Raw genomic sequence first — 15,389 nt, 5'->3', positions numbered from 1 at the left:
TGATTGAGTTGAGATCTGGGTGGTTGCGTTGGCGAGTTCGGCTGTCTGAGGTTTCGACACGCCTCGTCGCTACGCTCCTCATCGTCTCAACCACCAACGGCTGCTTGCCGATTGAGCCGGGACCGAGCATCGCGAGGATCCGTGTCGAAATCTCCGCAGGCAAGCCTCCGGGTGGTGACCGCCTCAGAGGTGGTCACCTCGGCAATTCGGCCGTCGGAGGTTTCGACACGTCCCGTCGCTTTGCTCGTCGTCGGCTCAAGCATCAACGGCCAGTTGCTGTTCGAGTAGGGTGGTGCCGGATCATTCTTCGATGAACTTCAGGATGTCGGCGTCGAGGGCAACCTGGTAGTCGCCGTAGATGCCGTGTGGTGCACCGGGATACACCTTGAGCGTGCCGTCGGAGACCAGGTCGATGGACTTGCGGGCGGCTGCAGCGATCGGCACGATCTGGTCGTCGTCGCCCTGGGCGATCATGATCGGGACATCGAGGGCCTTGAGATCCTCGGTCTGGTCGGTCTCGGAGAAGGCCTTGACGCAGTCGTAGGCCGCGGCGAGATTGACCAGCATGCCCTGGCGCCAGAAATCGTCCTTCGCGCCCTGCGACACCGCCGAACCCTCCCGGTTGGCACCGAAGAACGTCTCTGCCAGATCCTGGTAGAACTGCGAGCGGTCCTTGAGCACACCCTCACGGATACCGTCGAACACCGAGATCGGGGTTCCCTCCGGGTTGTCCGGAGTCTGCAGCATCAGCGGGGGCACCGCACCGGCGGTGATGATCTTGGCGACGCGCCCGGCTCCGTACCGGGCCGCATAGCGGACCACCTCGCCGCCTCCGGTGGAGTGGCCGATCAGGACCAGATCCGTCAGGTCCAGTGCCTCGACGAGGTCACGCAGGTCACGGGCATAGGTGTCCATGTCGTTGCCGGTGTAGGTCTTCTCCGACCGGCCGTGGCCGCGTCGATCGTGGGCGATGGCCCGGTAGCCGGCATCGGCCAGCAGCTTCAGCTCGACCTGCCAGGCATCCGACGACAACGGCCAACCGTGGCTGAGCACAACCGGACGGCCCGAACCCTGCTCGGTGTAGTAGATCTCGACGCCGTCGGTGGTGGTGATGAAAGGCATGGTGTCCTCCTGTGAGAGTGGCGGTGGTGGAACGTCACCAACTCTCGTCGTCACCGGGCACGATGTCGTCAGGGCTGACCACCGACCTCGGGCAGTGCTGTCGGTAACGACGACTACCGGTCAACCGGTAGTGGCACACGGACGCTGATCCGGGTACCGCCCCCGGGCGGGCTGATGACATCGATGGTTCCGCCGGCGGAATCGATGCGATCGTGCAGTCCGATGAGACCGCTACCGGTCTCCGGCAGCGCGCCGCCGATGCCGTCGTCGGTGACCTCGAGGAGGAGGACGTCGTTGGTGGCGGTGGCCGTCACCCGGGCGACCTCGGCGCCGGCGTACTTGGCGGTGTTCGTGAGTGCCTCGGCGACAACGTAGTACGCGGCCACCTCGACCGGTTCGGGCAGACGGCGGGGCACGGAGATGGTGGTCTCCACCGGGATCGGCGAGCGGCGTGCGAGGGTCTTGAGGGCTGCGGCCAGACCACCCCGGGACAGGATCGCGGGATGGATGCCACGGGAGAGCTCCTGCAGGTCGCCGTGGATCTGCGAGAGCATGTCGACGGCGCGATCGATCTCGCCGCGTACCTCCTCGGCGCCGGCCGGAACGTTCGCCTGGATGGCGCGCAACTCCAGGCCGAGCGAGACGATCCGCTGTTGCGCTCCGTCGTGGAGGTCGCGTTCCAATGCCCGCCGTGCCGCGTCGGTGGCGGCGATCACACGGGCACGGGATCGGGTGAGCTGGGTCCGGATCTCGTCGTTGACCACCGCAGTGGCCGCCAGATCGGCGAAATCCGCGATGTGATCGACGATGTCGTCATCGATCCGACCATGTGCGGTCGCCACGATCACCGCCCCCCACACGTCGTCGTCGACGACGATGGGAGCTCCGGCGGCAGCGATCAGGCCGTGCTCGCGGGCACGGCGGGAAACGGGATCGTCACCGTCGGCATAGGACAGCGTCGCGGTGGTGCCGGTGGATGCGATATGGCTGGCGATGTTGTGGCCACCGAGCGGTAGACGATCGCCCGGCCGGACCCCGGCCGCCCCCTCGTCATGCGCGGCGAGAACGGTGAACTGGTCTCCGTCGTAACGGATCACCGAGATGTGCCGGGCGTCGGCACTCGTCGTGAGTTCACGCAGCAGGGCGGCAAAGGTGGGGTCGGGCTCGGCTCGTCGGGCGACCAGCGTGGCCACCCGGCGCAGCGCGGACTGACGGCGGGCGAGCGTCGTGATCCGGGCATGACTGCGTCGCTGGCTCTCGTCGAGCTCGGCGGTGAGCCGATCACGTTCCCACACCGCCGACAACAGCGCCTCCAGGGAGGGGACCATCCGCCGTATCCTGCGGAGCCGGTCGGCGGACAGTCCGATCGGGACCAACAGATATCCGACGAGGATGTCGCCGTCGCGGAGCGGGATGGACGTGCAGATGCCGGAATCGGGAAGAGGATCGGGTTCGGGGATGTGATCGGGGCCGGTGAGGACGGCGTGCGGTGCCGGGACATCCAGGACGCGTGAGAGCAACCGGCCCGCCGCGTCGAGGGCCTCATCGGTGGTCGCTGCCCGCAGCATCGACCGTGCCAGCGCCGCCGCCAACTCCGACTCGGCACTGCGCTGGCGCGCCTCGAGCGCCCGGACCCGCGACTGCCCGACGAGGAGATTGGTCAACAGGGCCAGGGTGAGGAAGACCAGCGCCGACGGTGCGAAGCTCTCACTGCCCTCGCTGACATGGATGGTCACATATGCGATCGCACTGGCCAGCGACGTTGCCAGCGCCAGATACATGCCCCAGCCGGCGGAGATCACCAGCACGCCGAAGAGGAAGATCGCACCGAAGGCGTTGTCCGGGGCGATTTGCTTGAGGGCGAGCACGATCGCGATCTCCGCCGCGATCAGAACCCCAGCGAGCACGATCCCGACGGACAACGGCGGTGACGTCGGCCGGAGGACCAGGGCGATCAGGCGTTCGGCACGAGACATACGGCCTCCCTCCGCGGGGTCGTGGCGCCACCGGCGATCGATTCGTCGCGGCGGATGTTCCGGGTAGCAGGGATGCCGGCAGGCCGGCACATCTGACACCCTGGCAAATATGGAACCGTCATCGGGGCACCTGACGTGTCTGATCGTCGATGACAGTGCCGCATTCAGGACCGCGGTGTGCGGTCTGCTCGAACGCGCCGGAATCCTGGTGGTCGCCGCGACAGGCGACGTCGACGAGGCGGTGGCCGGCTATCGACGCGAACATCCCGACGTGGTGCTGGTGGACATCGACCTCGGTGAACACAGCGGATTCGATGTGGTCGACGCACTCCAGGACCTCGACGCCGATGCCGGTGGACGGATCATCATGGTCTCGACGCATGACCCCGACGACTTCGCCGACATGATCGCCGAGTCTCCGGTGCGGGGATTCATCCCGAAGTTCGCGTTGTCGGCGGAGCGGATCACCGCCATGCTCGGCACCGACTCCGGCGCCGGCTCCGGTACCGGCGTCCACTGATCGGAGACCGTGGTCAGCTGGTGGCATCGAGGTAGGTGATGACCGCGCGCACGCGGCGGTTGTCGTCGGCCGTCTCGGGGAGGTCGAGTTTGGTCAGGATGCTGCGGACATGCTTTTCCACGGTGCCCTCGGTGATCCAGAGCCGGCCACCGATCCCGGTGTTGGACAACCCTTCTGCCATCAGCGTCAGCACCTCGCGTTCGCGGGCACTGAGTACGGCGAGTGGATCGGTACGCCGCCGCGTCGCCACCAGCTCGTGCACCAGCGCCGGGTCGATCACCGATCCGCCTGCGGCCACCCGGTTCACCGAGTCGAGAAATGTGGAGACGTCGGTGACGCGACTCTTGAGCAGATAGCCGATGGCGTGCCCCTCGTCGAGCAGTTCGAGGGCGTGGTCGACCTCGATGTGCGCGGAGAGCAGAAGGATCGACGTCCCCGGGGCCTCGCGGCGGATGTGTAGGGCGGCGTCGAGTCCTTCGGCGGTGTGGGTGGGCGGCATCCGGATGTCGACCACCGCGAGATCGGGCTCGTACCTGCGGACCGCCTCCAGCAGTTGGGTTCCGTCGCCGGCCTGGCCGACCACCTCGAACCCGGAACCGGCGAGCAGACTCGCCAGCCCTTCGCGCAGCAGTACGTCGTCATCGGCCACCACCACGCGCACCACGGGCATCGATCCTCTCGCCGGTCAGGACTTCACCGGAGAAGTCTCTCATCTCGGGAGGGGTCACGGCAGAGGTGTGCTCGGGTGGGCCGATCACCGGTGCACGACGTGCTCTGGTGACGGGATGCGGCGGGGTGTCACCCGGGGTCCGCCGATCACCACCGCGGCGCCGGACCCCGGTTGTCCTCGGCCAGGCACAGCGACCGCAGTGCATGGTGGTAGACGACGAGCCCATAGGTGTTGGGCGCGTTGACCAATCCTCCGATGTGGGGGATCACGTCGGCCCCGCCGAGGACGGTGGCGACGATCTGCTCGGAGATGGCGTCGGAGACGATCCCGACGACCTGCGAGGTCAGGGCGTACACGTAGTAGGCGGCGGTGAGGGAGGTACTCACACTGACGTCGCCGAGCGGGATCATCTCCCCCGGATCACGGCCGCCGGCAATGTTGTGGCCGAGTCCGACCAGCGCGTCGGTCGCGGCGCCACCGACGGTGGGGATCAGACCGAGACCCATCGACGTGAGGTCCTCGAGGGTGCTGAAGTCATCGGGATCGGCGGGCACCAGATTGTGCGGCACCCGGGTGCTGCGCATGAACGATTGCAGGCGCTTGCCGGCCTCGGCGATGCGGGCGGCCGTTGCCTTGTCCGCGGCGGTGGCCGCGAGGTAGCCGATGGTGCGGTCGGCGATCCGGGACAGCGGCAGGGTGCCGATCGCCGGGCACGTCGACGGATCGGCGATCATCACCTGACCGGCCATGTCCTCGATGATCGGTGGAACCTTCTGGTGGAAGTTCAAGTCGCGCACCGGTTGTCCGGCGCGGTCCCGCTCGTCGGCGGTCACCGACACGATGCACGCATCCACCAACGCATTGCTGATGGCCTTGTACACCCGTTTGACGACGGCGAGGCCCACCGACAGCGGGAAGGTGACCAGCGTGCCCACCGACACCGGGCCCACCGAGGCGATCCCCGGCATCGCATCCTTGAGCAGGGTCAGCGGGATGATGGTGGTGATGTACAGGTACAGCCACACCGACTCGACCGCCTGCGACAGGGTGAGCTGCTCTGCGGTGATCACCTGACCGGACTGTCCCTGCCGCACCAGCATCAGTTGGGTGACGATCCACTGCGACAACGGATCCCGATAGTCGTTCATCGGGGCGTCGGGACCGGCGCCCATCGCGGCGGGATGGTTGGACACCCACAGCGACGAGATGCGGATGGCATCCATGTCGTGATGTGCCCGAGCCCTGATCTGGGGTGCGTTCGCGCGCACCGACGCGGGCAACGATGGTGCGAACGAGTCGAAGACGGCGTCGTAGATGGCTCCGAATGTCGCGAAATGTGCACCGACACAGGTCTTGTCGTCCGGTCGGGTCTCGGTTGCCGAGACCGCCGGGGCGGTCGGGGCCGGCCGGGAGGAGGAACTCGGGCGGGTGGTCGGCGGTGCGGCGGCCGCGGTCCCGGCCAGGCGCGCCGTCGGTCCCGCCGTGAGCACCGCGAGGATGACGACGAGAGCGGCGATGCCGATCGTGAGTGCGCGACGCAGGTGCGCGACGGTAAGTCCCATGAGTTCCCCAACCCGGTCGGTGCCGTGAACCGGGCTGTGGTTCACGACGAACGGGGCCAACCTACGGATTGGATCAACTGATCCACCATGGGCCGGATCACATCTGGCCAGGATTCACCAGGCCGTCATCGGGTGGGGTGAGGCCGTTCATCGAAGCAACCCCGGGACGACGTGATCGCGCCGGTGGGGGACACTGGAAGCAGAGGTGATCGACGATCGGAGGAAGGTGTCTGCGCTGGATATGGAACCCGGCCTGGCGCGGTCGTTGCGGCGGATCGAACGCCGGGTGCTCGCCGAGGTACCGCTGTCGGCCAACGTCGTCCGCAGCATCTGGGCGGCCGTCGCCGTGCTGGCGTGTGTGTGCCTGGCGTCCTGGCTGACCAGCGACGTCGACGGCCACCGCACACTGCTGTCGCAGCTCGCGATCGGTCTGGGCGTCGCCGCGATCGTCGCGTCGGCGGCGGCGGCGACGATGCGCCGCTTCGGCTGGTGCTGGCTGGCCGCGGCGATCAGTGCGATCGCGGTACCGCTGTCGGTGCTCGGCTACTGGTCGGCCCAGACCGGACTGGGCGTCGGGTCGTACTGGTTCCTGATCGGAACCTTGTGCCATGCGGTCCTGGTGGGCAACTGGGTGCGCTGCGCGCTCCCGCCCGAGCATGCGCGCGGGCAACGCTGACGCGACCCACCGGATCGACGACGGGCCACCGGTTCACACCGGTGGCCCGTCTCGTCTGTCGTGGTGGGGGTCAGACCGCGCCGACCGGCTCCATCGTGGGTACCTCGGCACCCGGGCCGAAGTGCGCGAACCGCTCGATGTGCTGATCCAGGCTCAGCGGGCTCGGGGTCCCGTAGGTGAAGTAGGTCTCCCACGGCAGGTTCGCCCCGCCGATCGCCAGGCCGGTGTCGATGTCGGACATCTGCCAGGTCTGGGTGGGGCAGTCGGGATCCATGTGCAGGTAGCCGGCCTCACCGAACAGTTCGATCCGGTTGCCGCCGGGTTCGAAGACGTAGAGGAACTGGCCCTGCGTGATGCCGTGGCGATCCGGGCCGGCCTCGATCTGGATGTCGTAGTCGCGGAACATCTCGGCGGCGTCGACGTTGTGCTGGCCGTTGCCGTAGTAGAACGCCAGGTGGTGCAGCTTCCCGGCACCGCCGGTCATGTCCCGCATGCAGGCGACCTCGTGGCCGAGGATGTTGGAGCTCATCCAGGCGCCGATCTCCACGTCACCGTCGACGACCCGCTCGGTGGTGCGGAACCCGAGGTGACGCTCGAAGCCGTTCTTCACCGCGGTGACATCCGATGCCATCAGGTTGAGGTGGTCGATGCGCTTGACCGGGATACCCTGCAGCGGCTTCTTGGACGGGCGGGTGAGGATCTTGCTGCGCAGCTCCGGCGGCGCCACGTACTTCTCGGCCTCCCACACCAGCGCCAGGTTGTGGCCGTCGGCGGACTGGAACGACAGGGTCTTGCCGAAACCGAACTCGTCCTCGTGCCAGCGGGTGTCGACGTTGCCGTCCTTGAGTGACGCCGCCCGCCGCTCGAGTGCCTCCGGCGACGTGGTGCGCAGCGCGGCATGCCCCATGCCGGCCTGCGGGGCCTCGGTGATCTTCAGGCTCCACTGGTACGGATCCTCATAGGCCCGCAGGAACACCGACTGACCCTCGCGCTGGGTGACGTACATGCCGAGGAATCGGGTGAAGAAGTCCTCCGTCTCCTGCGGCTTGGGGCTGAACAGTTCGCAGCGCGCCAGGTGTGCGACCTCGAAACGGTCGGAATTCTCGCTCATCGGTTCTCCTGTGGTGACTCGTCGGGCACCGGATCGGCGGTGCCGTTCGGTGGATGGCTGCCACGAGGATGCCGCCCCGCTGTGACTCCGGTCACCACCGTTCCGAATAGCCGAACAACTGCCCCACATCGTCGGTCCCGATCCGGGCAGACCGTCAGCACCGCCCTGCCGGGGTCTGCGCTCCCTACCGTCGTCGGCAACGAGTCGGCAAGACCGTGCCGCAGGACAAGGGAGAACCACATGAGTCGGTTGACTGCCGCGATCGTCGGATCGGGCAACATCGGAACGGACCTGATGTACAAACTGCTCCGATCGGCGCAGGTCGAGCCGGTGTACATGGTCGGTATCGACCCGGACAGCGAAGGGCTGCGCCGCGCCGAACGCGAAGGTCTGACCACCTCGGCCGGCGGTGCCGACTGGCTGCTGTCGCAGTCGCAGCTCCCGGATCTGGTGTTCGAGGCGACGTCGGCCAAGATCCATGCGGCCACCGCCCCGCGCTACGCCGAGGCCGGGATCACCGCCATCGACCTGACCCCGGCGTCGGTCGGCCCGTATGTGGTGCCCGCGGTCAACCTCGACGAGCACCTCGGCGCACCCAACGTGAACATGGTCAGTTGCGCCGGGCAGGCCACCATCCCGATCCTCTCCGCGATCAACGACGTCGCCGACGCCTCCTACGGTGAGATCGTCGCCGCCATCGCGTCTCGGAGTGCGGGCCCGGGCACCCGGGCGAACCTCAGCGAGTTCAGCGAGAAGACCGGACGTGCGCTCGCCCAGGTGGCCGGTGCCGACACCGCCAAGGCGATCTCGGTGATCAATCCGGCCGAACCGCCGATGAACATGCGCGACACCGTCTACGCCAAGGTCCGCAGGCCCGACGCCGCCGCCATCGAACGTGCCGTCGTCGACATGGTCGCCAAGGTCGCCGAATACGTTCCCGGCTACACGCTCAAGCTCGTCGACGTCGACGGAGACCTCGTCACCGTGATGGTCGAGGTGGTCGGCGCCGGCGACTACCTACCCACCTATGCCGGAAACCTCGACATCATCACCGCCGCCGCGGTGCGGGTCGCCGACGTGATGGCCCAGCAGAATCTCGTGACAGGAGCCCTCCAGTGACCACCCCGCCGAACAACCCCGACCGCAAGATCACCCTGGTCGACACCACCCTGCGCGACGGCATGTCGAGCGTGTCGCACCAGTTCACCACCGACAACGTCGCCGCCATCGCCGCAGGCCTCGACCGTGCCGGCGTCTCGACCATCGAGGTCGCCCACGGCATCGGCCTCGGGGCGTCGTCCATCCAGTACGGTTTCGCCGCCGCCACCGACCCCGAGTACGTGCGCGCGGCGGTCGGCGCCGTCGACAACGCCGACATCGCGGTGCTCTACGTCCCCGGTATCGCCACCCTCGGCGAACTGCAGGGCGCGATCGACGCGGGCATCAAGACCGTCCGCGTGGCCGTGCACTGCACCGAGGCCGACTGCGGGCAGCAGCCGATCGAGTGGGCCAAGGAACAGGGCCTGACGGTGATGACCTTCCTGATGATGAGCCACAAGCTCGAGGCCGAGGCGCTCGCCGAGCAGGCCGCCAAGCTCGACTCGTATGGCGCCGACGTCGTCTACGTCGTCGACTCGGCCGGGGCGATGGTGCCCGATCAGGCCGGTGCGCGTGTGGCGGCGTTGCGGTCGGCGATCAAGGCCGACATCGGTTTCCACGCCCACAACAACCTGGGTGTGGGGATCGCGAACGCGTTGTCGGCGGCGGAGAACGGTGCGACCTTCATCGACGGATCGTTGCGCGGGCTCGGCGCGAGCGCCGGCAATGCGCAGACCGAGGTACTCGCCGCGGCATTCGAGCGCGCCGGGTGGGACACCGGGGTGGACCTGTTCGAGCTGATCGACACCGCCGAGCATGTCGTCGCACCGCTGATGAAGGAACCACAGATCGTCGACGAGACCGCCCTGGTACTCGGCTATGCCGGGGTGTACTCGACGTTCTTCCATCCGACCAAGCGTGCGGCCAAGAAGTTCGGTGTCCCCACCCGCGAGATCCTCCTCGAACTGGGTCGTCGCGGAGTCATCGGCGGCCAGGAGGACATGATCATCGACGTCGCCTCCGAACTGGCCGGACGTACCTACGAGATCCCCGAGGCGGCAACGGTATGAGCACCGACATCACCCCCATCGCGATTCGCCATCTGATCGGCGACACCTGGACCGACGCCTCCGACGGCGCGACCTTCGAGTCCCGCGACCCGCACGACGGCACGCTGCTGGCGACGGTGGCGCAGGGCACCGCCGACGACGGCAGCGCCGCGATCACCGCTGCGCGCAAGGCCTTCGACGAGGGCCCGTGGCCGCAGATGTCGCCCAAGGAGCGGGCGACGATCCTGCATGCCGTCGCCGACGCCGTCGACGACCATCGGGAAGAACTGGCGCAGATGGAGACCCGGGATGGCGGCAAGACCATCACCCAGTCGCTGCACGCCGAGATCCCGCGTGTGGCACACAATCTCCGGTTCTTCGCCGACTATGTCGCGATGGCCGCCAACGAGGCCTACCCGGACGGCAACCTGTTCTCCTATGTGCTGTACCCGCCGGCCGGAGTGGTGTCGGCGATCAGCCCGTGGAATGCGCCGTTGATGCTGGCGACCTGGAAGATCGCCCCGGCGTTGGCCTTCGGCAACACCGCGGTGCTCAAGCCGGCACCGCAGACACCGTTGACCGCCAACCGGTTCGCCGAGATCGCGCTGGAGGCAGGGCTGCCCGCCGGTGTCCTCAACGTGGTGCACGGCTTCGGCGGCGAGGCGGTGGCCGGGCCGCTCACCGCCGATCCGCGCGTCGATCGCATCACCTTCACCGGGTCGAGTGCGACCGGGGTGAAGATCTTGCAGGCCGCCGCCGCCAACCACACCCCGGTGTCGGCGGAGATGGGCGGAAAGTCGGCGAACATCGTCTTCGCCGACGCCGATCTCGATGTGGCCGTGCCGATGTCGATCCGTGCGATCTTCGGCGGCAACGGTCAGGTGTGTCTGTCGGGGTCGCGTCTGCTGGTGCAGAACTCGATCCGTGAGGAGTTCCTGGAGCGGTTCACCGAGGAGGCGGCCAAACTCGTCGTCGGCGACCCGAAGGATGCGGGCACGTTCATGGGGCCGCTGATCGAACAGCGCCACCTCGACAAGGTGTCCGGCTATGTCGAACTCGCACAGGAGGAGGGGGGCAAGGTCCTCGTCGGCGGTGAGCGTCTGGCCGGTCCCGACCACGCCGGCGGATTCTATTATCCGCCGACCGTCATCGCCGGGCTGACCAACGAGTCCCGTACCGCGCGTGAGGAGATCTTCGGTCCGGTCGAGACCGTCATCGGCTTCGACACCGAGGACGAAGCACTGCGCATCGCCAACGACTCGCCGTACGGCCTCGCCGGAATCCTGTTCACCCAGAACCTCGACCGGGCTCACCGCATGGCCGCGCGCTGGCGGGCCGGCACCGTGTGGATCAACACGTTCTTCGAGCGCGACCTGCGGCTGCCGTTCGGTGGCGAGGGGATCAGCGGGCTCGGCCGCGAGGGCGGACAGTACTCGCGTGACTTCTTCACCGAACCCCGCGCGGTGACGATGCGGTTGCGGGGCTGAGATGGCAACGCCGACCGGTGATACGCCGATATGTGTGGTGGTCGGCGCGACCGGAGCGATGGGTGCGGTCATCACCGCACGGCTGGTCGACCGCGGGCATCGGGTGCTCGCGGTCGGCCGCTCGGCCGACGAGCTCGACAAGCTCTCCGCCACCAGCGACCTGATCACGCCGTGCCGCGCCGACATCGCCTCCGACGACGCGATCGGGACCATCAGTGCGGCGATCGACGGCCCGGTCGGGCTGGCCTTGTTCGCCGCCGGTCTACCGGTGCGGGGATCGGTGGACACCATCGAACCGTCGGCGCTGGCGCTCGCGGCGAACATCAAGGTGGGCGGGGTCGCCCGCCTGTTGCAGTCGGTCCGTGACCGGCTGGTGGAGGGGTCGCGCTTCGTGGCGATCGCCGGATCGCTGGGTATCGAACCGGGACCGCTCGACGCCGGTCCCGGCACCGCGAATGCGGCTCTGCTCAACCTGATGCGTCAGATCGGCGCACTCTACGGTCCACGCGGTGTCACCACACACACGATCGCGCCCGGACCCGTCGACACACCACGGTTGCGTGCCCTGATCGAGACCCAGTCCGCCGAGACCGGGGTGCCGGAATCGGAGATCTGGGACCGCTACCGGTCGAAGACCACCCTGGGCCGGCTCCCGACCCTCGACGAGATCGCCTGGCTCGTGGAGACATTGCTGGCCCCCGAAGCCTCCGTCCTGCACGGTGCCGTACTGACCGCCGACGGCGGTGTGCGGCACGGCATCCTGTAACCATTCCGTCCACGAAGGCCGAACACCATGCCCGTCGCCCACTTCCACCTCTCCGCCGACACGTTCACCGCCGAGCAGGAGTCCGCATTGCTCCGGCAGGCGTCGAAGACCTATGCCCGCGTGCTGAACTCCCCGATCGATCGGGTTCGGGTGTTCCTCGTCCACTACCCGCCGTCATCGATCGCCGTCGCCGGGGAACTCGTGTCGGACCGCGGGATGGTGGCGCCGTACTTCACCGCCATCGTGCTGGCCGGCCGTCCGGCCGAGCAACGACACGAGTTGTTGTCGGAGCTGACGTCTCTCCTCGTCGAGATACTGGGGATCGACCGCACCCACGTACGCGGCCAGATCATCGAGGTGAGTCCCGAGAACTGGGGAATCGCCGGGGAACCGGCGAGCGGTGTCCGCGCCACCGAGATCGCCGAGCGCGCATCGACCGTGTAGTTTCTCGCTGTTCGCATATGGTGCAACCGTTTCGGATACCTGTGGTTCCGGAGCTGTGGCCGGGTTGGTGTGCCTGGCTGGCGGAGATTTCGACTCGGGTCCTCGCTTCGCTCGGTCCCGGCTCAATCATCGTGTGACAACTGATGGTTGAGCCGGAACCGGGTGGGTGGACGTTGTCGGTGACGGCGGCGGCTGCTTCGGGTGTTCATTCAATTAGGGTGTGGTACTTGGTGGTTGAGCCGGAACCGAGCCGATAGAGGCGAGGCTCCGTGTCGAAACCCGGTGAGTTGACCTTGTCGGCGACCGGGGCTGTGGTCGGTTGAAACCACGGCCAGTGCTGCGCGTCCGCAACCACTTCGGGTCCTGGTCGGTGAGGTGGACGACGCCTTGGACCGCCGTGCATTCAGAGACCACAAACCGTGCAGCCGCAGTCATTCTCACCGCCGCATGCCCACATTAGTGTTCCAGATCACAAGCAGCTGTGAACTCGAACACCTTGGAGGACAACGTGACCGCAGCCCAGACGTCGGTGAGTCCGAAGACCCCGGACTGGATCGCCGACATCACGATGCAAGAACTCGACGACGACCCGAATGCGATCTACGCCCGGTTGCGCGAGCAGGCGCCGGTGGCGTTCATCCCGGCGCTCGGCCTGCACGTCGTCGCGGCACACGATCTGTGCCGCCAGGTCGCGCAGGACGGCGAGAACTGGATGACGGTGATCTCGCCCTCCGGACACCGCACCTTCGGCGACAAGACCGTGCTCGCGGCAAACGGTGAGGAGCACAAGGAGATCCGCTCGTGGATCGACCCGCATCTACGGCCGAATGCGGTCGACGAGTATGTCGACCGACTGGTCCGTCCGATCGCACGGGAGATGATCGAGGCGATCGAGGACAACGGCTCCGCCGACATCCAGAAGGAGTACTTCGCGCCGGTCAGTGTCCGGGCGGTCGGTGACCTGATGGGACTGACCGAGGTCCCGTCGGAGACGCTGGTCCGCTGGTTCCAGACCCTGTCCCTGTCGTTCGGCAACGCCGAGGTCGACGCCGACGGCAACTTCGTGAACCAGGAGCTGTTCGAGGCGGGCGACCGGGTGAAGGACGAGATCATCGCCATCGTCGACCCGCTGCTCGACAAGTGGACGGAGACACCGGATCACACCTTCCTGTCGCACTGGCTCCACGATGGAATGCCCGAGGGGCAGGTGCGGGATCGCTCCGAGATCTATCCCAACGTGTACGTCTTCCTGCTGGGCGCCTTGCAAGAACCCGGCCACGTCATGACCACCACCCTCGCCGGCCTGTTCCGTCAGCCGGGGCAACTCGAGAAGGTGATCGACGAGCCGCAGCACCTGCCGCGGGCGATCGGCGAGGGCGCTCGATGGGTGGCACCGATCTGGAGCGCAGCGGTCAAGGTCGCCGCCGCCGACGTCGAACTCGGTGGGGTGGCACTGCCGGCGGGAACGCCGGTCCTGCTCGCCTACGGTTCGGCCAACCGCGACGACGACACCTGGCAGAACCCCGACAGCTACGACATGGATCGGCCGACGATGCCGCACATGGCATTCGGGTCCGGAAACCATGCGTGCGCCGGAACCTACCTGGGCACGTCCATCGTCCGGATCGCACTCGAGGAACTGTTCGAGGCGATTCCCAACATCGAGCCGGATGCCGATCGCAGCCCGGAGTTCTGGGGCTTCGTCTTCCGCGGGCCCAAGGAACTGTTTGTCACCTGGGAGGTCTGAATGCACACCGTGGTTGTGTCCGGCGACGGCACCGCGTTCCCGGTCGCGGACGGCCAGACGGTTCTCGACGCCGCGCTGCGCAATGGCGCGTGGCTGCCGCACTCGTGCACGCAGGGTACCTGTGGGACATGCAAACTCCGAGTTCTGTGTGGCGAGGTGGACCACGGCGGGACACCTGAGGAGACGCTCCCCGCCACCGATCGGCAGACCGGGATGGCGTTGGGGTGCATGGCCGTACCCCGGTCTGATCTCACGGTGCAGACCACTGCCGTCGTCGACGGAACCGTCCCCCGTCATCGACTGCGCGATCATGAGGCGACGGTCGTCGTGCTTGACGACATCGCTGCCGACACCCGTCGCCTGGTCCTCGAACTGGACGACGACATGCAGTTCACCGCAGGTCAGTACTGTGAGTTGGTTGTTCCGGGTGTCGGTGTGTCGCGGCAGTATTCGATGGCGAATCCGCCGGGAGACCCACGCCGTCTGGAGTTCCACATCAAACGGACGCCGGGTGGGATGGCCACCGACGGATGGATCTTCAAGGATCTTGCCGTCGACGAACGGATCGCTCTGCGAGGACCGCTGGGACAGTTCGGACTGGCCGACAAACAGGACTCACCCGTGATCCTGATCGGTGGTGGAACCGGGCTCGCACCGCTGAAGTCGATCGTGCACCATGCACTCGAACACGATCTCGCGCCCGAGATGTTCTTGTATCATGGTGGTCGTCGTCGGGTGGACCTGTACGACGTCGAGTACTTCACCGAACTCGCCCAAGCGTATCCGGGATTTCACTATCGGCCGGCGCTCAGCGAACCCGATCCTGACGACGGAGAGTGGACGGGGTCCGTCGGGATGGTCACCGACGTGGTCCTCGACGACTTCGCAAGCTGCAAGGGGATGAGCGCCTACCTCTGCGGTCCCCCGGCCATGGTGACCGCCGCGGTCAAGGCGCTCAAACGGCGACGGATGGCGCCACGACTGATCTTCCGCGAGGAGTTCACGGCGGCCCCGGTGGGCGTGTGACATACGTCGGATACAGGGGAACGCTCGGCCGGTGATGCTCTCCGGCCGAGCGTTCTCGGTGTTGGTCTCGTCGGAAGTGGTCACCGCTCTACGTCGGCCGTCTGAGGTTTCGACTCGACTCGTCGCTTCGCTCCT

The 15,389-nt window shown here is 67.2% G+C and carries 14 protein-coding genes; 9 read left to right on the top strand and 5 right to left on the bottom strand.

Going from position 1 to position 15,389, the window contains the following annotated elements:
* Window positions 1-300 precede the first annotated feature (300 nt).
* Both GD1_RS22105 and GD1_RS22100 read right to left on the bottom strand, forming a co-directional pair.
* Window positions 301-1,122: an alpha/beta fold hydrolase gene (locus GD1_RS22105; RefSeq protein WP_059039600.1), complete on the bottom strand. Its 822-nt coding sequence runs from the start codon at window positions 1,120-1,122 to the stop codon at window positions 301-303.
* A 113-nt stretch (window positions 1,123-1,235) separates the two neighbouring features.
* Window positions 1,236-3,098, bottom strand: coding sequence for a GAF domain-containing protein (locus GD1_RS22100; protein WP_083534604.1), 1,863 nt, complete (start codon window positions 3,096-3,098; stop codon window positions 1,236-1,238).
* 109 nt (window positions 3,099-3,207) lie between these two features.
* On the opposite strand from GD1_RS22100, the gene GD1_RS22095 reads away from it, so the two are divergent.
* Window positions 3,208-3,618 carry a response regulator gene (locus tag GD1_RS22095; protein WP_020791844.1) on the top strand — a complete coding sequence of 137 codons (411 nt, stop codon included), beginning with the start codon at window positions 3,208-3,210 and terminating at the stop codon, window positions 3,616-3,618.
* 13 nt (window positions 3,619-3,631) lie between these two features.
* On the opposite strand, the gene GD1_RS22090 is transcribed toward GD1_RS22095, so the two are convergent.
* Window positions 3,632-4,288 carry a response regulator gene (locus GD1_RS22090; protein ID WP_053776066.1) on the bottom strand — a complete coding sequence of 219 codons (657 nt, stop codon included), beginning with the start codon at window positions 4,286-4,288 and terminating at the stop codon, window positions 3,632-3,634.
* Between the two features lie 146 nt (window positions 4,289-4,434).
* A complete protein-coding gene (locus tag GD1_RS22085) occupies window positions 4,435-5,850 on the bottom strand; it encodes a hypothetical protein (RefSeq protein ID WP_083534605.1) in 1,416 nt (471 codons plus the stop codon).
* Window positions 5,851-6,076: 226 nt separating this feature from the next.
* Between GD1_RS22085 and GD1_RS22080 the strand changes: the two genes are divergently transcribed.
* Window positions 6,077-6,526: a hypothetical protein gene (locus tag GD1_RS22080; protein WP_244882958.1), complete on the top strand. Its 450-nt coding sequence runs from the start codon at window positions 6,077-6,079 to the stop codon at window positions 6,524-6,526.
* Window positions 6,527-6,596: 70 nt separating this feature from the next.
* On the opposite strand, the gene GD1_RS22075 is transcribed toward GD1_RS22080, so the two are convergent.
* Entirely contained in the window at window positions 6,597-7,637 is a 1,041-nt protein-coding gene (locus GD1_RS22075) for a VOC family protein (RefSeq protein WP_020793392.1), read from the bottom strand.
* A gap of 240 nt (window positions 7,638-7,877) precedes the next feature.
* Here GD1_RS22075 and GD1_RS22070 point away from each other — a divergent pair, with 240 nt between their 5' ends.
* The 7 genes from GD1_RS22070 (at window position 7,878) to GD1_RS22040 (ending at window position 15,254) form a co-directional block, all read left to right on the top strand.
* Window positions 7,878-8,756, top strand: coding sequence for an acetaldehyde dehydrogenase (acetylating) (locus GD1_RS22070; RefSeq protein ID WP_059039596.1), 879 nt, complete (start codon window positions 7,878-7,880; stop codon window positions 8,754-8,756).
* Complete coding sequence (dmpG, locus tag GD1_RS22065; protein WP_020793394.1) at window positions 8,753-9,805, top strand: 4-hydroxy-2-oxovalerate aldolase; 1,053 nt, start codon at window positions 8,753-8,755, stop codon at window positions 9,803-9,805. Before GD1_RS22070 ends, dmpG begins: the two co-directional genes overlap by 4 nt.
* On the top strand, window positions 9,802-11,271 hold the full coding sequence (locus GD1_RS22060) for an aldehyde dehydrogenase (protein WP_059039594.1): 1,470 nt from the start codon (window positions 9,802-9,804) through the stop codon (window positions 11,269-11,271). Before dmpG ends, GD1_RS22060 begins: the two co-directional genes overlap by 4 nt.
* Before the next feature lies 1 nt (window position 11,272).
* Window positions 11,273-12,037: an SDR family NAD(P)-dependent oxidoreductase gene (locus GD1_RS22055; RefSeq protein WP_059039592.1), complete on the top strand. Its 765-nt coding sequence runs from the start codon at window positions 11,273-11,275 to the stop codon at window positions 12,035-12,037.
* A 27-nt stretch (window positions 12,038-12,064) separates the two neighbouring features.
* Window positions 12,065-12,481, top strand: a complete 417-nt coding sequence (locus GD1_RS22050; RefSeq protein WP_059039590.1) for a tautomerase family protein — start codon at window positions 12,065-12,067, stop codon at window positions 12,479-12,481.
* Window positions 12,482-13,049: 568 nt separating this feature from the next.
* Entirely contained in the window at window positions 13,050-14,228 is a 1,179-nt protein-coding gene (locus GD1_RS22045; protein WP_059039602.1) for a cytochrome P450, read from the top strand.
* The gene (locus GD1_RS22040; RefSeq protein ID WP_059039589.1) at window positions 14,229-15,254 is read left to right on the top strand and encodes an NADH:ubiquinone reductase (Na(+)-transporting) subunit F; all 1,026 of its coding nucleotides are present in this window, start codon (window positions 14,229-14,231) and stop codon (window positions 15,252-15,254) included.
* The last annotated feature ends 135 nt before the right edge of the window (window positions 15,255-15,389 follow it).

Source organism: Gordonia desulfuricans NBRC 100010 (assembly GCF_001485495.1).
Classification (GTDB): domain Bacteria; phylum Actinomycetota; class Actinomycetes; order Mycobacteriales; family Mycobacteriaceae; genus Gordonia; species Gordonia desulfuricans.
Note: the sequence above shows the minus strand (reverse complement) of the source record. Positions and strands in the feature narration are given on the sequence as shown.